The organism is Granulicoccus phenolivorans DSM 17626 = NBRC 107789 = JCM 15570, from assembly GCF_000423085.1.
GTDB classification, from domain to species: domain Bacteria; phylum Actinomycetota; class Actinomycetes; order Propionibacteriales; family Propionibacteriaceae; genus Granulicoccus; species Granulicoccus phenolivorans.
The window spans coordinates 38,411-56,339 of record NZ_AUHH01000012.1; the positions used below are offsets into that span (position 1 = coordinate 38,411).

The following is a 17,929-nucleotide window of genomic DNA, read 5'->3' on the forward strand; positions in this document are numbered from 1 at the left end:
CCGGAACCCTCAGGCGGCAAAGTGCGCAAGGGCCCTGCGAATGGCCTCCGAACGAGACAGATGCTCACGCTCGGCCAGGGCGTCCAGGGCCGCGATCTCCTCAGCGGTGAGCCGTACCGCAATCACCTGCATCGGCTCGGTTCCGCGACCCGGCCGACCCCGCCCACGGGACCTCAACTCCTCCACGTCGTAGCCGGCCTCGGCTTCGTCGGCCCACTGCTGAATCTGTTCCTCGGTGACCATCAACAAATCGTATTACGAAAATGTTGGCCGAGCGGTGGGGGTGTACGGCAACCTGCCTGCGGAGGTGAGTTGATGCGAGGCGAGCCTGCTGATGCCGGACGGCGATGGACCCTCAATAGGTGAGCTGACCTGACACATCCAGAAAACGTGTTAAGTTTTCCAGGATTTTTTAACACGTTTGCTGGATGCGTTGAAAGAGATGACAGATGGTCTGGAGTGCCGGGACTCCCTTCAATGACCTTCCGCCGCTGCCGCCGCGGGGGCTCGATCTTGAGCCCAAGGTCGTCCTCAAGGCCACGGTGGAAGCCCGGACTGCCCTGGCGACGCTGGCCCAGGCCGGGCAGTTGCTGCCCAACCCGAACGTCCTGATCCATGCGGTGCCGATTCTGGAGGCGCAGGCCAGTTCGGAGATCGAGAACATCGTGACCACCGCCGACGAGCTCTTCAAGCACGTCGACACCGGGGAAGGTGACCACGCCACGAAAGAAGCCCTGCGTTATCGCAGCGCGCTCTTCGCGGGCGTCGAGTCCATCAGAAGCCGACCTCTCACGGCCAGGACCGCGGCTGCCATCTGCTCCGAGTTGCAGGGACGCGAGATGGATGTCCGTGCAGTCCCCGGCACGAGGATCGCGAATCCGACAACGCGCGAGGTCGTCTACGCACCTCCGGAAGGTGCAGGTCTCATCCGGGAGAAACTCGCGGACTGGGAACGCTTCGTGCACGCGCAGGACGACTTGGATCCGCTGGTGCGGATGTCAGTGGCGCACTACCAATTCGAGGCGATTCACCCGTTCCATGACGGCAACGGCCGCACCGGTCGGGTCATCAATATCTTGATGTTGATCGAGGCCGGCCTGCTCCACGACCCGATCCTGTACCTGTCTCGTGGAATTATCGCCCGCAAGAACGACTACTACCGACTCCTGCGCGCAGTCACTGCCGAGGTTGCCTGGATCGAGTGGATCCTATACATGCTCGAGGTCGTCGAGGAGTCCGCTTCCTCGACGACGCGGAAGATCGGAGCGATCAAGGCGTGTCAGGACGACATTGCGGAACGAGCCCGCGTCGCCACGCCCGGCGGCCGCGACGCCCAATTCCTCAATGTGCTGTTCGAGCAGCCATATTGCCGAATCGGCACTGTCGTCGAGCGATGCGAGGTGTCTCGGCAGACGGCGTCGTCGTGGCTCCATGCGCTGGTGGAGGCGGGACTTCTCCGCGAGGTCAAGATCGGCCGAGAGTTGCTGTTCGTCAACCACGAGTTCCTTGAGGTGCTCGCCCGCTCGGAATAGCAGGTTAAGTCCAGGTGTCGGGCCCAGGTGAAAGTAATTATCCTATATTGGATCAATGAAGATGAAAAGCGTAACCTCGCTGGTGGTGAACATCGACCAGCGCCGGAGTCGGCGTGATGCGGATCGGGTGCCCGACCTGCTGGTTGCGCTGGCGGGGATCGGCGTACGGCTCGGGTTCGAACGGACCGCCGGGGACGAGGTGCAGGCGCTGGCCGACGACCCCACTGTCGCCGCCTTGGTGATTGAGGCGGTCGCTCGGCTCACCGTGGTGGGCGGGGGACCGGGGTGGCGGATCGGGTTCGGGATCGGGGCGGTGGAGGATCCGGGCGTCTCCTCGACCCGGGCAGCGCGCGGGTCGGCGTACCTGGCGGCGCGCGAAGCGCTCGAAGCGGCCGAACGACAGCCCGGCCGGCTCGCACTGCGCGGTGCCGCGGACGTGGACCCGGCGCGGATCCGGTACGCCGAGACCGGGCTGCAGTTGCTGCGCGGCCTGTACGGGCGTCGCTCGGCCACAGGCTGGGAAGTCACGGACCTACTCGCGGAGTTGAAGGATCAATCGGCCGTCGCGGCCAGACTGCAGGTCTCTGAGTCGGCGGTTTCGCAGAGGCTCGAACGGGCTGAACACCGCCTCGGCCCTTCCACCGCAGCTATGGCGGAATATCTGGTGAATAAGCTGCTGTAGCTCTGGGGACCCGGTGGCTGGCGATGGCTGTGCTTAAGGAAATCACCTTAAGATGAAGCAATGAAGTCGGAGCGCTGTATGCACCACACCAGCGGCGGCCGGCGCCAGTGAGTGTGTTGCTGTGCATTGCGGTGAGCGCCCTGGCGGTCGCCGGTCTTGTCGGTTGTCGTCCGCAGATCCGAGCGCGTCGCGACCGCCATCTTCGCGACTATGGACTCGCGTGCATCATCCTGTACGCCGTTTGCTTGATCCTGGCTGCCCTGGCCCCGAACCTGACCGGCCCCCTAAGACTGTGGTTGGTGTTCGCCGTGATCGTGGCCGCTGTGTTCGGTGGAGGCCCGTTCGTCGTGCTAGTGGTGCGCATCTCAGGCTTGAAGGGGGACGCCAAGGAGCAGCCGTCCCTGCCAGGGTCAGCAGTCATCGGCATGGTTGAGCGTGGAAGTTTCATCGTCGCTCTGATCCTTGGCCTCACCGATGTGGCTGCGGTCCTGGTGGGTGTGAAGGCTTTGGGGGTGTACGCGGCGAGGGACGATCACCGGATCCCCGCTTTCCGGGTCTTGGGCACGCTGCTGAGTATCAGTTGGGCTTTGGCGCTGTTCGCTCTGCTCAAGGTCTAGGCGGAGCGAGCGGTCCGCGACCGCTCGTGACAGGCAGGCGACATTCGTTGCGCCACAGGCCACTTTCTGGGCCCCTTTCACGATCTGACGTCACCTTCCTGTCAGCGTCGCGGGGGAGCCGGGCTGGCGTACTGGCTCATCCGGCTGTTCTGACCCCGCGACCCCCCTGGTCATCCAGCGTCACCCTGGTCATCCAGCGTCACCCCGGTCATCCAGCGTCACCCCGGTCATCTAGCGTCACCCCGGGGCATCCGGCGTCCCGGCGCACCGAAGCTCCCTTGCCTTTCGGGACGCTGGATGACCGGGCGGCCGCCGGATCGACTCATCCCGGCCGGCCGAACTCGACCGGCCGCCCAGCCACACCGGATGCCGGGCTGTGCTCTCCGGACCGGAGGCCGGGACGGCGTATTCGGTGTTCCCGCGACAGGAAGCTCAGCGCTGGCCGCTCCGGCGATGGCTTCGGACATCCAGCGACAGCGAAAGCTTCCTGCGGGGTGTCGCAACGGTCGCGGGAAACATTTGGGCCTGCTGGGTGACCGGAGCCGTCGCGGGAACGGGCCTCCCCGATTTACCTGTCGCGGGAACGGGCCTCCCCGATTTACCTGTCGCGGGAAGGACACCCCCGGTTTTTCCCGTCGCGGGAAGTGGCCACCCGGAGCTGTCGCGGCTCAGGCCGGCCAGCGGAACTCGGTCGGCAGCCCGTCCAGCAACCGCAACCACAGTTCACTCGCGGTCGGATAACTCGGCACCGCATGCCGCAGGACCTCGGTCGGCACCTGCCCGACGATCGCGATCGTCGCCGCCTGCAGCAACTCCCCGGCCTCCGGACCCACGAACGACGCCCCCAGCACCCGGTGCGTGGCCCGGTCCACGACCAACTTGGCCATCCCGTGCGCGTCCTCGCGCAGCAGTGAGGCACCGCTGGCCGCTCCCCACGGCACCTCGATCGCCTCGACGTCGTGCCCGGCGTCGCGGGCCGCCTGCTCGGTCAGCCCGACCCAGGCCACCTGCGGGGTGGTGAACACCACCTGCGGGACCGGCACCTGCTCCGGTACCGGCTGGGGTGTACGCCCACTCGCCGCGGCCGCGATCCGCTCGCCGATCACCCGGGCGCGATACTTGCCCCAGTGCGTCAACGGCGCCTCCCCGGAGGCATCCCCGACCGCGATCAACCACTCCGGCGCGTCCCCGGCATCCTCGGGCAGACCCACGTCGGCCAACCGCGGCCGCCGGCCGGTGGCCACCAGGATCTCATCGGCGACCAGTTCCTCGGCCCCCAGGCGTACCGTCACCGGGCCGCCGTGAATCCGGCCCAGGCCGGTGTCGGCGACCTCCTCGCGGACACACTCGGTCACCTCGGCGCCGAACCGCACCGTCACCCCAGCTTCGGTCAGCGCCTGCCGCACATGCTCGCCCGCGGCCGGTTCGGCCCGATCCAGCAGCCGGTCGCCGCGGACCAGCAGGGTCACCCGCGACCCGAGCGCCCGCAGCCAGGTCGCCGCCTCGCAGGCGACCACGCCGCCGCCGATGATCACCAGCCGAGCCGGAATCTCCCGTACGCCGGTGGCGTCCCGCGATCCCCACGCCGCGACCCCGGCGTACAACTCGGGCACGGTCGGGCTGCTCCCGGTCGCCAGCACCACATGCCGGCGGGCGGTCACCAAGACCTCGCCCTCGGCGGTCGTCACCGTCACCTGCCGCTCCCCGCTCAACCGGCCGTGACCACGGATCACCGGGATCCCGGCGCCCTCGGCCCACCCGACCTGGCCCGCGTCGTTGTAGTCCGATACCCAGTAGTCGCGGCGGCGCAGCAGCGCGTCGCGATCCAACTGGGCCCCGGTCACCCCCGGCAGATGGTGCGCGGTCTCCACCACGTCGACCGGGCGCAGCAGGGCCTTGCTGGGCATGCACGCCCAGTAGGAACACTCACCGCCGACCAGTTCGGCCTCGATCAGCACCGACGTGAGTTCGGTGCCCTCGGTGGCATACTGGGCGATGTTCTCACCGACCGGCCCGGCGCCGATCACGACGATGTCGAAGGTCCGGGGGTCGCTCTCCGGGGGACGGGTATCAGGGTTCTGAGCCATGCTCCATCCTCGCAAGCCGCCCGGAGTTTCCCTTCCGGGGGTCGTTCATGGCACAATTGCGGGCGCATTCGACGTTTCGCGGTGCCCTCTCACCCCGCCGGAACGCGAATCCATCCGAGGATCGATCGCTGTGCCCCACACGGCGAACCCGATGCTCACCCGTCCACCCCGAACCGTTCGGGGTAATCCATAGGAGATCCACAAACGTGGCTGTCAAGATTCGTCTGAAGCGCATGGGCGCCATCCGGTCGCCCCATTACCGCATCGTCGTCATGGACTCGCGCAAGAAGCGCGACGGCCGTGCCATCGAGGAGATCGGGCTGTACCACCCGAAGAACGACCCCTCGGTCATCCAGGTCGACTCCGAGCGGGCGCAGTACTGGCTCAGCGTCGGCGCGCAGCCGACCGAGGCCGTCGTCGCCATCTTCAAGCGCTCCGGTGACTGGCAGAAGTTCACCGGCGACACCTCCGCCTCCGGGATCGACCCGCAGCCGGAGAAGGCCGACAAGCTGGAGATCTTCAACAAGGCGCTGGCCAACGACGGCTCGAACCCGACCGTCGCCGCCTTCGCCTCGAAGAAGGCCGAGGAGGCCAAGGCTGCCGCCGAGGCTCCGGCCGAAGCTGAGGCCCCGGCCGACGACACCACCGAGGCCTGATCATGTTGGCCGACGCGCTGGACCACCTGGTCCGAGGCATCGTCACCCATCCCGAGGACGTCCGGGTCAAGGACAAGGACCTGCGTCGCGGCCGGATGCTCGAGGTACGGGTGCATCCGGAGGACATCGGCAAGGTGATCGGCCGTCAGGGCCGCACCGCCGGGGCCCTGCGTACGGTGATCGCCGCCCTGGCCGGGCGGGAGCAGGTCCGCGTCGACTTCGTCGATGTCGACAAGCGGACCACCAAGCGCCGCTACTGACGGTGAGCCGCTCTGCGCAGCGGCGAGGGCTCAGTGGCCACGGCTGATCTGAACCGCGGAAAGTGGGCGTCATCGATCCAACGGGTCGGTGGCGCCCACCACTGTCTGCACGACCGGCGGGCGCAACCCGGGGCACCACAGAGGAGAACCATGAGCGACATCGACGTGATCGTCGGCCGGATCGGCCGGGCCCACGGCATCCGCGGCGACCTGCTGGTCGAACCGTTGACCGACGAACCCGACCGGCGGTTCGCGCCCGGGCAGAAACTCACCGAGGACGGCGGTCCGCGCAGCTGGACGGTCCGCGATTCCCGCTGGCACAGCGGCAAACTGGTGGTGAGTCTGGTCGAGGTGGCCGACCGCACCGCGGCGGAGGCGCTGCGCGGGGTCCGGGTCGCGGCCCGGGTGCCCGCCGAACAGACCCCCGAGGACGCCGAGGAGTACTACGACCGGCACCTGATCGGGCTCACCGTGCTCAGTGCCGGTACGCCGCGCGGCACCGTCGCCGGGGTGCTGCACCAGGCGCAGGATCTGCTGGAGATCCGGATGAGCGACGGTGCGACCCGGCTGGTCCCGTTCGTGGCGGCGCTGGTGCCCGAGGTCGACCTGGCCGCCGGCACTGTGACCGTCGCGGACCTGCCCGGCCTGCTGGCCGACGAACCCGATGAGCCCGGGGACGGGGACGCGCCGGCATGAAGTTCGATATCGTCTCCATCTTCCCGGACTACTTCGCTCCGCTGCAGTTGTCCCTGGTCGGCAAGGCCATCGAGAACGGCCTGATCGACGTGGCGGTGCACGACCTGCGCACCTGGACCCACGATCGGCATCGGACCGTGGACGATACCCCCTACGGCGGTGGTGCCGGAATGGTGATGAAACCCGAACCGTGGGGGGAGGCGCTGGACGAGCTGATCAGACCACAGTCTCGATTGGTGATCCCGACCCCGAGCGGGATTCCCTTCAGCCAGGCCAAGGCGTACGAACTCGCCGAGGCGGAGCATCTGGTGTTCGCGTGCGGTCGCTACGAGGGGATCGACGCGCGGGTGGCGGCGTACGCCCGCCAGCGGGTGCCGGTGGAGGAGATCAGCATCGGCGACTACGTCCTGAACGGGGGAGAGGTCGCGGTGCTGGCGATGCTGGAAGCGGTGGTGCGGCTGATTCCGGGGGTTATCGGCAATCCGGAGTCGCTGGCCGAGGAGTCCCATTCGGCAGGTCAGGACGGCCTGCTGGAGTACCCCGTGTACACCAAACCGCCACTGTGGCGCGGCCTCGAGGTGCCCGAGGTGCTGTTCTCCGGGCACCACGCCCGGATCGCCGAGTGGCGGCGGGAACAGGCCGAGGAGCTCACCCGCAACCGCCGGCCGGACCTGTTGAACTAAGGTTCACCTACCTCTGTCATCGGTTCGGGGGACACCGGCTCGGCGATTTCTGTTGGCCCTTGCGGCGGCCTAGCATGTAGCGCGTACATGCCTGTCAGCAGGAGGAATTCATGGCATTTTCCCGAACCGTCAAGACGGCCGCGGTCGCCCTGGTGGCCGCCGTCGCGCTGGCGGGATGTGGCACCGATCCCAGTCAGGGCGCCAAGGGCAGCAACCCCAGTCAGAGCAAGGATGCCCCGCCCCCGCCGCCGGAGTTCTCCCGGGTCGACGGGGGAAATGTCTCCGGTCTGACCACCGTAACGTATACCGACGATGAGAAGAAGATTCGCGCGGAAGTGCCCGAGATCGGCCCCGCGCGCACGCTGACCAGCGCCATGGAAGTCCTGCGCGAGCGTTCGCTGCGCAACTCCGCCCACGAGGGCGCCACCGAGACCAACGTCGGCTGGCAGCTCATCGCGTCCTCCCCGAACGCGGTCGGGATGGAGGTGACGTACTCCTACGTCAAGGACGGCGCCAAGACCGAGATGCCGATGGTCGTCTGGTACGACACCGAGGCCAAGCGCGTCTACTCCTCGCCGATCCTGATCGATGCCAAGCAGTGGGGCGCGTTCAAGAAGATCGTCGCCAACGCGACCGAGTCGGACAAGTCGATCGACCCGACCAAGCTGTCCCAGGCGCTGGACTCCAACGCCGCGCCGGAAGGCAACGGGCCCGCGCTCGGGTTCGACTCCAACGGCGACATGATCGCCCGGTTCCCCTCCGGTGCGCTGAAGACCGAAGCGGTCGACCTGCGGATCCCGGGTCGGCAGGTGCAGCCGGTGCTGTCGGCGTACGGCAAGCAGGCCCTGGACGCCACCACCGGACCGTCGGCGTTCAACGGCACCGCAAAGCCGGCCGAGTCGGCCAGCCCGACCCCGGCCAGCACCGCCAGCGGCGCCAGCAGCGACCCCAACCAGGTGCCGCGGCCGTCGACCGCGGTCGGCGTGGACTGCACCAAGGTGAAGTGTGTGGCCCTGACCTTCGACGACGGCCCCGGTGACGGGACGCCCAAGGTGGTCGACGCCTTCGTCAAGGAGAACTCCGGCGCCACCTTCTTCATGATCGGGCAGAGCCTGCAGGCCAACAAGGCCATCGGCAAGAACTCCGCCAGCTCGGGCATGGAGATGGCCGCGCACAGCTGGACCCACCCCGACCTGGCCCGGATCTCCCCGGACAAGCTGAACACCGAGGTCACCAAGACCTCCGCGCAGATGAATGACATCTTCGGCCGCAAGCCGATGCTGGTCCGTCCGCCGTTCGGCTCGCACAACGACCGCGTCGACAAGGTCATCGGCGACGACGGTGCATCGGTCATGCAGTGGAGCGTGGACACCCTCGACTGGCAGACCAAGTCGACCCCGAAGACCGAGGCCTCGGCGCTGGGGGCCGGCAGCAAGGGCGGGGAGATCGTGCTGATGCACGACATCCACCCGACCACCGTGGACGCCGTGCCGGCGATCGTGAAGGGCATGAAGGACAAGGGCGTACGGATGGTCACCCTGTCCGAACTCAGCCTGAACTCCGGGACCTACGAGGCCGGGCACGGCTACTGCCTGACCACCGCGGAGAAGCAGACCGGCTTCGCCTGCAAGGGCTGATCGCCGCCTGACCACGACGGCGGAAACGCCGACGACGGGGTGTCGATACTTCGGGAAACCGGAGCATCGACACCCCGTCCCATTTCCGCCAAAGTCACGGTTTGGCAACAAGACTCCCAGTGGGACCACGATTGCCCGGCGCAGGCTGTGAACTCACTCACAAGATTCGAACAGTCTCCAGAAATCGTCGGTACAGGGGCATAGGGTGTCCTCCGTGGCGACATCATCTCTTACCGTGAAGCAGCGAGCAGGCCGCTCGACTGTCGCGCTGAAAGTCTGGATGGCTTGCAGCGGACTGGTCATGGTCCTGTACTTGCTTGCGCATATGTACGGCAACCTCAAGATCATCGCAGGGCCGGAGGCGTTCAATCATTACGCCCACTACCTGCGGGTGATCCTCGAACCGCTGCTGCCGGAGTCGGGACTGCTGTGGATTATCCGCGTGGTCCTCCTGGTGGCGGTGCTGATCCATATCTACTGCGGCATGACCCTGTGGGCCCGCGACCGCAAGGCGGTCGGCGGCGGCACCCGTTATGCCGTGAAGAAGAACGTGCAGCGCACCGGTGCGTCGTTCACCATGCGCTGGGGCGGCATCGCGATCGCCCTGTTCGTGATCTTCCACCTGTTCAACTTCACCTTCAAGGCCGGCGATCGGACGCAGACGCCGACGATCGCCAACACCGCCGGCAACTACGACCTGATGTATCGCCTGAGCACCGGTGAGATGGTCCCCAACGCGTACCAGATGGTGCACAACAGCTTCGAGCAGTGGTGGCTGGTGCTGATCTACTTCCTCGCGCTGATCGCGGTTGGGCTGCACCTGCGCCACGGCGTGTGGAGCGCCTTCGCCACCCTCGGGGCCAACACCAGCCCGAACGTGCGCCGCAACTGGAACATCGTGGCCTGGATCGTGCTCCTGGTCATCGTTGTGGGCTTCATGGTGCCGCCGGTCGCGATTCTGCTGGGAGTGATCTGACATGACCGAAACCATTTCTCCGGACGCCGACGCGTTGTACACCGAGGGCGATTCCCTCCGCGATGACACCGCCCCCGCCGCGCCGCACATCAAGGACAAGTGGAGCGAGTGGAAGGCGTCGGCCAAGCTGGTCAACCCGGCCAACCGCCGCAAGATCAAGGTGATCATCGTCGGCACCGGCCTGGCCGGTGGCGCCGCCGCCGCGACCCTGGGTGAGCAGGGCTACCAGGTGGAGTCCTTCTGCTACCAGGACTCCCCGCGCCGCGCCCACTCGATCGCCGCGCAGGGTGGCATCAACGCCGCCAAGAACTACCGCAACGACGGTGACTCGGTGCACCGGCTGTTCTACGACACCGTCAAGGGCGGCGACTACCGCTCGCGCGAGACGAACGTGTACCGCCTGGCCGAGGTGTCGGCGAACATCATCGACCAGTGTGTCGCCCAGGGCGTCCCGTTCGCCCGGGAGTACGGCGGTCTGCTCGACAACCGCTCCTTCGGTGGGGTGCAGGTCTCGCGTACCTTCTACGCCCGGGGCCAGACCGGTCAGCAGTTGCTGATCGGTGCGTACCAGGCGCTGGAGCGGCAGATCGCGGCCGGCACGGTCACCATGCACACCCGCCACGAGATGCTCGAACTGATCCTGGTCGAGGGTCGGGCCCGCGGCATCGTCACCCGGGACATGGTCAGCGGCAAGATCCAGTCGCACATCGCCGACGCGGTGGTGCTGGCCTCCGGTGGCTACAGCAACGTGTTCTTCCTGTCCACCTCCGCGGTGGGCGCGAACGCGACCGCCGCCTGGCGCGCGCACCGCAAGGGGGCCTACTTCGGCAACCCGTGCTACACGCAGATCCACCCCACCTGTATCCCGGTGCACGGTGAGCATCAGTCGAAGCTGACCCTGATGTCGGAGTCGCTGCGCAACGACGGCCGGATCTGGGTTCCCAAGCGGGCCGAGGACTGCGACAAGGATCCGAACACGATCCCCGAGGAGGACCGCGACTACTACCTGGAGCGGATCTACCCGTCCTTCGGCAACCTGGTGCCGCGCGACATCGCGTCCCGGCAGGCCAAGAACATGTGTGACGAGGGCCGCGGTGTTGGTCCGGAGGTCGCCGGTCAGGGCCGTCGCGGGGTGTACCTGGACTTCGCCGAGGCGATCCAGCGGCTGGGTCGCAAGGCGGTCGAGGCCAAGTACGGCAACCTGTTCGACATGTACGCCCAGATCACCGCGGAGGACCCCTACACCTCCCCGATGCGGATCTACCCGGCGGTGCACTACACCATGGGCGGGCTGTGGGTCGACTACGAGCTGATGAGCAACCTGGACGGGCTGTTCGTCGCCGGTGAGGCGAACTTCGCCGACCAGGGCGCGAACCGCCTGGGCGCCTCCGCGCTGATGCAGGGCCTGGCCGACGGCTACTTCGTGCTGCCGTCGACGCTGCCGAACTACCTGGCCAAGGTCGGGCACAGCGAGGTCGCCGCGGATCACCCCGAGGTCGTCGCGGCCGAGCAGGAGGTCCGGGATCGGGTCACCAAGCTGCTGTCGATCAAGGGCTCGCGTACCGTCGACTCCATCCACAAGGAACTCGGCCACATCATGTGGGAGTACTGCGGCATGGAGCGCACCGAGGAGGGCCTGCGCAAGGCGATCGGGATGATCCGGGACCTGCGCGAGGTGTTCTGGAACGACGTCAACGTCACCGGGGAGGCCGAGGAGCTGAACCAGGCGCTGGAGCGCGCCGGACGCGTGGCGGACTTCCTGGAACTCGGTGAGCTCATGTGCATCGACGCCCTGCACCGCCGGGAGTCCTGTGGCGGCCACTTCCGGGCCGAGTCGCAGACCCCCGACGGCGAGGCGCTGCGTCACGACGACCAGTTCCTCTACTCCGCGGCGTGGGAGTTCGGCGGCGCGGGCAAGCCCGTGCTGCACAAGGAGCCGCTGGAGTACCACTACATCGAACTGAAGCAGAGGGATTACAAGTGAAGATGACCCTGCGCATCTGGCGCCAGAAGAATTCCAATGCGGTCGGCAAGCTGGAGAGCTACGTGATCGACGGTGTCACCCAGGAGATGTCGTTCCTGGAGATGCTGGACGTCCTGAACGAGGACCTGACGGCCAAGGGCATCGATCCGGTGGCGTTCGACTCCGATTGCCGCGAGGGCATCTGCGGTATGTGCGGTGTGGTGATCAACGGCGTCCCGCACGGGCGTGGTGAGACCACCTACCAGACGACCACCTGTCAGCTGCACATGCGTGAGTTCCGCGACGGGGACACCATCACCATCGAGCCGTGGAAGGCCGAACCCTTCCCGGTGCTGCGTGACCTGGTCGTCGACCGGTCCGCGTTCGACCGGATCATCCAGGCCGGCGGCTACATCTCCGCCCCGACCGGGACCGCGCCGGACGCGCACGCCACCCCGGTGAACAAGGCCGACGCGGACATCGCGTTCGACAACGCCGTGTGCATCGGCTGCGGCGCCTGCGTCGCGGCGTGCCCCAACGGTTCGGCGATGCTGTTCACCGCGGCCAAGGTCTCGCACCTGGGGCTCCTGCCGCAGGGCCAGCCGGAGCGCTGGACCCGAGTGCTCGGCATGGTGGACGCCCACGATGACGAGGGCTTCGGCAACTGCACCAACATCGGTGAGTGCACCGCGGTCTGCCCGAAGGGCATCCCGCTGGAGAGCATCTCGCGGCTCAACCGCGACCTGCTCACCGGCCTGCGCAAGGTCAAGTGATCCGTTAGCCACACGCCGCGGCCCGGCTCCCGTCTCGGGAGCCGGGCCGTTGCGTTTGTTCCGGGCGCGGACGTCGCGGTGGGGCGGGTCGGTGGTCAGGACCGCAGTTGGGTGGCCAGGCCGGGGACCGCGCGTACCATCGGATGCTGATCGTTGTCGGGGAGCGGCGAGGCGTTGGTGTGGGTGGTGACCCAGGCGAGTCGGTCGCCGCTGCGGATCACCGCGGTGGACTCCAGGGTGGCACCCTCGACGGTCCAGGCCCAGTCGTCCACGGTGGCGGTGCCCTCGGGGATCGTCACCGGGTGGGCCTTCACACTGTGGGTGGCGTTCTTGATCCCGTTGCTCTCCAGGGTTTGGGCGCAGTCGGCCAGCCAGCCGGCGAGGGTCTGCTGCGCCATGTCGGCGACCGTGGGATCGGAGAAGCTCAGGACCACCGCGGCCGCGGTGTCCCGGTTCTTGGTGAAGGTGCGGACCTGGATCGAGTTCGCCCCAGTGGACTCGAACTTGTTCTGCTGGCAGGCCGAGACCGGGGCAGAGCCGGAGCCGGCGAAGGTCTCGCCGTCCTGCCAGCCGCCGCCGGGCAGTTGCTGCCCGGTGGGCAACTGCCGGGCCGAGACCGCCCCGGGCGGGGGTGCGGTGCTCGGGTCGGGGCTGGGTTCGGCGCTGTGCGGCGACAGGTCCGGGGTCGGCGGCGTATCCTGGCCGCTCGGCCCGGAGGTGCATCCGCTCAGCGCGACAGCGCCGATCAGCACGGCCCCGGCGAGGGAGATCATCGGTGTGTTCGGCATGGCCCGAGCGTACGGGGTCCGGCGTACGCGGCGGGCGCCCCGGGGCGGAACCGGCACATTTCGCAATCGGCGGCCGGCTGTGGCAAAATATTCAGCTGTTGCTCTGCCGCGGCTCCTGCCACGGGGGGATCGTCCGCGCGGAGCACTCCCGAACAGACTTTCACCTGGTGACCTGTGGCACCGGCAAGGATGAATCATGAGCAACCTGATCAACGCCGTGAACGCGGCCTCCCTGCGCAGCGACATCCCGGAGTTCCGCGTCGGCGACTCCGTCAAGGTGCACGTCAAGGTGATCGAGGGCAACCGCTCCCGTGTCCAGGTCTTCGCCGGTGTGGTGATCTCGCGTACCGGTGGCGGTGTCCAGGAATCCTTCACCGTCCGCAAGGTCAGCTTCGGCACCGGCGTGGAGCGTACCTTCCCGCTGCACAGCCCGATCATCGACAAGATCGAGGTCGACCGCCACGGTGACGTGCGTCGCGCGAAGCTGTACTACCTGCGTGGCCTGCACGGCAAGGCTGCCAAGATCAAGGAGAAGCGCTTCAACTGAGCGCCTCGAACCCACCAGGGCCCCGCTTCGGCGGGGCCCTGCTGCGTTTCCGGGCGGATTCGTGACTGCGACGAGCGGGCTCTGGCGGCCCACTCGGGCCGCGAGACCGGCCCGGCCCGGGAGCTTCCCCGGGCAGACTGGGAGCAGGACTTTTGTCGAGACCTCCCGATGACGCATGATGGGCGGGCGATGCAGGCGGAGGTCCTGCCGGGTGGTCGTGCGCGAGAGGGGTGTGGGTGAGCCAGCGGTCGGACGGCACTTGGCCCGGATACGGCGAGTGGGACACGCCGCAGCCGGAGTCCACCGGGTCGCCGCAGGAGCCCCGGGCCGCGCACCCGTTCCGTCCCGAAGCAGTCGACCAGACCACGGCCCGGGACGAGGAGATCACCAACGCTCGCGGGATGCCGCCGGTGCCACCGAGCGACACCGAGACCACCCTCGTCCGGGAACCCGCCGATGACCGGACGCTGCCGGCCGCTGGGACCCGGTTGCCGCATGCCGCGCCCGGCTGGACAGTGGCGGACGCCACCCTGCCGCCGCCGCCCGGAGTGGGGTCGGCCGAGCCGGGGACTGCGGTCCCACCCGACGAGCGTGGGGCAGGCCGGGGCGCCCCGATCGATCCGACCGCCGGCTGGGCACCGCCGGGGCAGCAGATTCCCGATCCGGGGCCGCCGACCGTGGTCCGGGGGGCACCGCCGATCGCCGAGCACGGCGTACCCGATCTTGGTGGTGGCTGGCATTCCGGGGCGTCCGGGATCACCCGGCCGACCTGGTACGAGCCCCGGGTCACCGATCAGCCGGCCAGCGCCCCCTCCGCGGCCGGAGTCGAGGCACCTCCGCCGCTGTCCGCGCCGCGGCAACCGACTCCGCCGGCGGCGCCCCGGCAACCGGCCCCGTCGCGTCCGGTCGGCCGGGTGGCCCCGCCGCCCGAGCCGGCCCCGCCCGAGCCGGCCCCGGCCGGGTCGGCTGCGTCCGGGGCGGCTGCGTCCGGGACGGCGCCGGTGCATGCGGAGGACCTGAGCGGCTGGCAGGGCTGGGTCGCCCGCCGGGTCCGGGACAACAAGCTCAACCAGCACGAGGACCAGACGCCCGAGGAGGAGCCCCGAACCGCGGGCCAGAAGGTGCTCGGTGCCGCCAAGGAGATCGTCATCGTGGTGATTCTGGCCCTGATCGCCTCCGGGCTGTTCCGGGGCTTCGTGTACCAGGTCTTCGAGGTGCCGTCGGGTTCGATGGAGCTCACCCTGGCGATCGGGGACAAGATCGCGGTCCAGAAGTTCGGCGGGTACGAACGCGGTGACGTGGTTGTCTTCGAGGACGCCCACGGCTGGCTCGCCGACGGGGCGGCCGACAAGCCGCCGGACCCGGACCTGCTGCGGCAGGGGCTGGAGTTAGTCGGCCTCGCCGCGGACTCCGGGCAGGGGCATCTGGTGAAGCGGGTGATCGGCCTGCCGGGGGACCGGGTCACCTGCTGCGATGTCGCCGGCCGCGTCGAGGTGAACGGATATCCGCTGGATGAATCCTTCACCTACGCCGAGGAGCCCGCGGCCGGGCAGATTCCGTTCGAGGTGGTCGTCCCCGAGGATCGCCTGTTCGTCCTCGGGGACCATCGCAATGCCTCCGGCGATTCCCGCTGCCACCTCAACGGGGGCCAGCCGCGGGGGAACACCGCGTTCATCCCGCGCAGTCGGGTCACCGGCAAGGTGGTCATGATCGTGCTGCCGGTCAACCGATTCCAACGCCTGGCCCGACCGGCGACCTTCGATGCGATCCCGGCGGCCCAGCAACAGCCACCGCCGGAACCGGTCGTGACCGACCCGATCGGCGCGTGCTGAGCGTGTCGGAGCAGGTGAAGACCGGACGGTTCATCGTCCGGCGGGATGCGGGGCTCTACGGCTATGAGCGGGCGCTCGGGCGGGCCGGGCTGTCCCCGGTGGCCGGCGCCGATGAGGCCGGCCGGGGGGCCAGCGCCGGGCCGCTGGTGGCTGCCGCGGTGATCCTGTCCGATGCGCCGGCGCGCCGGATCGCCGGGCTGCAGGATTCCAAACTGTTGACCGAAGCGACCCGGGAACGGTGTTACGCCGAGATTATGACCAAAGCGGTTGCCTGGTCGGTGGTCCGGATCGAAGCGGCCGAGTGTGACCGGCTGGGCATGCACGAGGCCGACATCCAGGGGCTGCGGCGGGCGCTGCTGCGACTGTCGGTGGCGCCGGCGTTCGTGCTCACCGACGGGTTCCCCGTCGACGGCACCGGTTCGCCCGGGCTCGCGGTCTGGAAGGGGGACCGGGTCGCGGCCTGTGTCGCCGCCGCGTCGGTGGTCGCGAAGGTCACCCGGGACCGGATCATGACCCACGAACTCGCGCCGCAGTTTCCCGAGTACGCCTTCGAGGTGCACAAGGGGTATGAGACCCGGTTGCACCGCGAGCGCCTGAGCGAATACGGGCCCTCGGTCGAGCACCGGCGCCGATTCGCGTCCGTGCGGGAGGCGTACGAACAAGCATCGGGCGGAGCGAGGTCAGGCACAGCAGGACAGCAGCCGGATGTCGGTGGTGAAGGCCCGGGCGACGATGCGGATGCCTTCGGCCATGGTCAGGTAGGGGGCCCAGGCGTCGGCGACCTCGGTGATTGATCTGCCGATCACATGTACGCCGGCCGCGGCGAGCTCGCCGGCGTCCTTGGCCACGGCGGTGATGCCGAGGATCTCTCCGGATTCGGCGTTGGCGACCATCTTGATGAAGCCGCGGGTGTCGCGGTTGACGAGGGCGCGCGGCACGTATTCCAGGGGCAGGACGCGGCAGTCGCAGGGGATGCCCGCAGCGATGACCTGCTTCTCGGTCATCCCGACCGCACCGATCGCGGGGCTGGTGAAGGTCACCCGAGGCAGCCGGGTGTAATCGATCGGCCGGTCCGCGCCGGCGAAGGCGTTCTCGACGACGAGCGTGCCGTGCGCGGCTGCGACGTAGACGAACTCGGGGTGTCCGGTCACGTCGCCGGCGGCCCAGATCCGCGGGTTGGTCGACTGCAGCCGGTCGGTGACCGCCACCTGACCGGTCGCGCCGGTGGAGACTCCCACCGCAGTCAGCCCGAGCCCCTCGGTGACCGGGCGCCGGCCGAGCGCGACGAGGACCTGTTCGGCCCGGAACTGCTGTTCTGCGCCGGACACGTCCGCAGTGACCATGACATCGCCGGTGGGCGCGTCCCGGGTGACCCTGGTCGGAACCGCGCGGCGTACCACCCGAATGCCCTCGTCGGCGAAGACCTCCTGCAGCGCCCGGGAGACCTCCGGCTCCTCCTTCGACGTCAGGCGGGAGCGGACCAGGAGGGTGACCTTCGTGCCGAGCCGGGCAAACAGCTGTGCCTGCTCGAGTGCGACGTAGCCGCCGCCGAGGACGATGAGTGAGGCGGGCACCTCGGTCAGTTCCATGGCCGTGGTCGAGGTCAGATACCCCGCCTGCGCCAGGCCCTCGATCGGCGGAACCCAGGGTTGAGCGCCGGTGGCGATGAGATAGTGCTGCGCCGTGATTTCCTCGACGCCTCCCGCGGCGTCGGTGATCCGCACCAGTGGGGCATCCGGCGTACCGGAGAACGTTGCCTCGCCCCGTGCGACGCGCCATCCGTAATGGTCGGCGATGTCGACGTACTTCTCGGTGCGCAGCCGCTCGACGAGCGCCTGCTTCCCCCCGATCAGGTCGGGCATGTCGACGGCTCCGGCCATGGTCGAGATTCCCGGGTACCGGGTGCTGGCGTCGGCGGCGACGTGGCGCGCCTCGGCCGCCGCGATGAGGGCTTTCGAGGGTACGCACCCGGTGTTCACGCAGGTGCCACCGAAGGTGCCCCGCTCGACCATCACTACCGACCTGCCCAGGGATGTCGCCCGGATGGCGGCAGCGAACGCCGCTCCGCCGGACCCGATCACCGCAAGGTCATACGTCGTCTGCATCCCCGTCTCCTCCGCGCTCGTCAGCTCGCCTGGTAACGTCATTCTGTTCCTTCCAGTGCAGTGGAAGGTCAAGCAAAAACTGGGCAACCGAGAGC

At 68.4% G+C, this 17,929-nt stretch carries 17 protein-coding genes and 1 pseudogene; 14 read left to right on the top strand and 4 right to left on the bottom strand.

Going from position 1 to position 17,929, the window contains the following annotated elements:
• Positions 1-9 precede the first annotated feature (9 nt).
• The gene (locus G531_RS0106350; protein WP_026926600.1) at positions 10-243 is read right to left on the bottom strand and encodes a ribbon-helix-helix domain-containing protein; all 234 of its coding nucleotides are present in this window, start codon (positions 241-243) and stop codon (positions 10-12) included.
• Positions 244-449: 206 nt separating this feature from the next.
• Between G531_RS0106350 and G531_RS0106355 the strand changes: the two genes are divergently transcribed.
• From G531_RS0106355 to G531_RS0106365, 3 genes are all read left to right on the top strand, one after another.
• Positions 450-1,532, top strand: coding sequence for a Fic family protein (locus G531_RS0106355; protein ID WP_026926601.1), 1,083 nt, complete (start codon positions 450-452; stop codon positions 1,530-1,532).
• 55 nt (positions 1,533-1,587) lie between these two features.
• The gene (locus G531_RS20910) at positions 1,588-2,214 is read left to right on the top strand and encodes a hypothetical protein (RefSeq protein ID WP_145978749.1); all 627 of its coding nucleotides are present in this window, start codon (positions 1,588-1,590) and stop codon (positions 2,212-2,214) included.
• 107 nt (positions 2,215-2,321) lie between these two features.
• Positions 2,322-2,831 (top strand): hypothetical protein, encoded by a 510-nt coding sequence (locus tag G531_RS0106365; protein ID WP_145978748.1) that lies wholly within the window; start codon positions 2,322-2,324, stop codon positions 2,829-2,831.
• 668 nt (positions 2,832-3,499) lie between these two features.
• Here the strand turns inward: G531_RS0106365 and G531_RS0106370 are convergent.
• Complete coding sequence (locus tag G531_RS0106370) at positions 3,500-4,918, bottom strand: dihydrolipoyl dehydrogenase family protein (protein ID WP_026926603.1); 1,419 nt, start codon at positions 4,916-4,918, stop codon at positions 3,500-3,502.
• 206 nt (positions 4,919-5,124) lie between these two features.
• Between G531_RS0106370 and rpsP the strand changes: the two genes are divergently transcribed.
• The 8 genes from rpsP (at position 5,125) to G531_RS0106410 (ending at position 12,562) form a co-directional block, all read left to right on the top strand.
• Complete coding sequence (rpsP, locus tag G531_RS0106375; protein WP_026926604.1) at positions 5,125-5,574, top strand: 30S ribosomal protein S16; 450 nt, start codon at positions 5,125-5,127, stop codon at positions 5,572-5,574.
• A gap of 2 nt (positions 5,575-5,576) precedes the next feature.
• Complete coding sequence (locus G531_RS0106380; RefSeq protein WP_026926605.1) at positions 5,577-5,834, top strand: RNA-binding protein; 258 nt, start codon at positions 5,577-5,579, stop codon at positions 5,832-5,834.
• A 150-nt stretch (positions 5,835-5,984) separates the two neighbouring features.
• On the top strand, positions 5,985-6,530 hold the full coding sequence (rimM, locus tag G531_RS0106385; RefSeq protein WP_026926606.1) for a ribosome maturation factor RimM: 546 nt from the start codon (positions 5,985-5,987) through the stop codon (positions 6,528-6,530).
• Complete coding sequence (trmD, locus tag G531_RS0106390; RefSeq protein WP_026926607.1) at positions 6,527-7,213, top strand: tRNA (guanosine(37)-N1)-methyltransferase TrmD; 687 nt, start codon at positions 6,527-6,529, stop codon at positions 7,211-7,213. Before rimM ends, trmD begins: the two co-directional genes overlap by 4 nt.
• Positions 7,214-7,323: 110 nt before the next feature.
• Complete coding sequence (locus G531_RS0106395) at positions 7,324-8,850, top strand: polysaccharide deacetylase family protein (protein WP_026926608.1); 1,527 nt, start codon at positions 7,324-7,326, stop codon at positions 8,848-8,850.
• Positions 8,851-9,085: 235 nt separating this feature from the next.
• Complete coding sequence (locus G531_RS0106400; protein WP_282705472.1) at positions 9,086-9,826, top strand: succinate dehydrogenase cytochrome b subunit; 741 nt, start codon at positions 9,086-9,088, stop codon at positions 9,824-9,826.
• Position 9,827: 1 nt separating this feature from the next.
• Complete coding sequence (locus tag G531_RS0106405) at positions 9,828-11,810, top strand: fumarate reductase/succinate dehydrogenase flavoprotein subunit (protein WP_026926610.1); 1,983 nt, start codon at positions 9,828-9,830, stop codon at positions 11,808-11,810.
• Entirely contained in the window at positions 11,807-12,562 is a 756-nt protein-coding gene (locus G531_RS0106410) for a succinate dehydrogenase/fumarate reductase iron-sulfur subunit (RefSeq protein ID WP_026926611.1), read from the top strand. The genes G531_RS0106405 and G531_RS0106410 overlap by 4 nt, the downstream gene beginning before the upstream one ends.
• Before the next feature lie 95 nt (positions 12,563-12,657).
• On the opposite strand, the gene G531_RS0106415 is transcribed toward G531_RS0106410, so the two are convergent.
• A complete protein-coding gene (locus tag G531_RS0106415) occupies positions 12,658-13,350 on the bottom strand; it encodes a hypothetical protein (protein WP_060930022.1) in 693 nt (230 codons plus the stop codon).
• 196 nt (positions 13,351-13,546) lie between these two features.
• Here G531_RS0106415 and rplS point away from each other — a divergent pair, with 196 nt between their 5' ends.
• From rplS to G531_RS20920, 3 genes and pseudogenes are all read left to right on the top strand, one after another.
• The gene (gene rplS / locus G531_RS0106420; protein ID WP_026926613.1) at positions 13,547-13,897 is read left to right on the top strand and encodes a 50S ribosomal protein L19; all 351 of its coding nucleotides are present in this window, start codon (positions 13,547-13,549) and stop codon (positions 13,895-13,897) included.
• Between the two features lie 236 nt (positions 13,898-14,133).
• Positions 14,134-15,729 (top strand): signal peptidase I, encoded by a 1,596-nt coding sequence (gene lepB / locus G531_RS26410; protein ID WP_245630517.1) that lies wholly within the window; start codon positions 14,134-14,136, stop codon positions 15,727-15,729.
• Between the two features lie 32 nt (positions 15,730-15,761).
• A pseudogene (locus G531_RS20920) lies at positions 15,762-16,382 on the top strand (ribonuclease HII); the annotation flags it as partial.
• A gap of 27 nt (positions 16,383-16,409) precedes the next feature.
• Here G531_RS20920 and merA read toward each other — a convergent pair.
• A complete protein-coding gene (gene merA, locus G531_RS0106435; RefSeq protein ID WP_026926614.1) occupies positions 16,410-17,834 on the bottom strand; it encodes a mercury(II) reductase in 1,425 nt (474 codons plus the stop codon).
• Positions 17,835-17,929 lie beyond the last annotated feature (95 nt).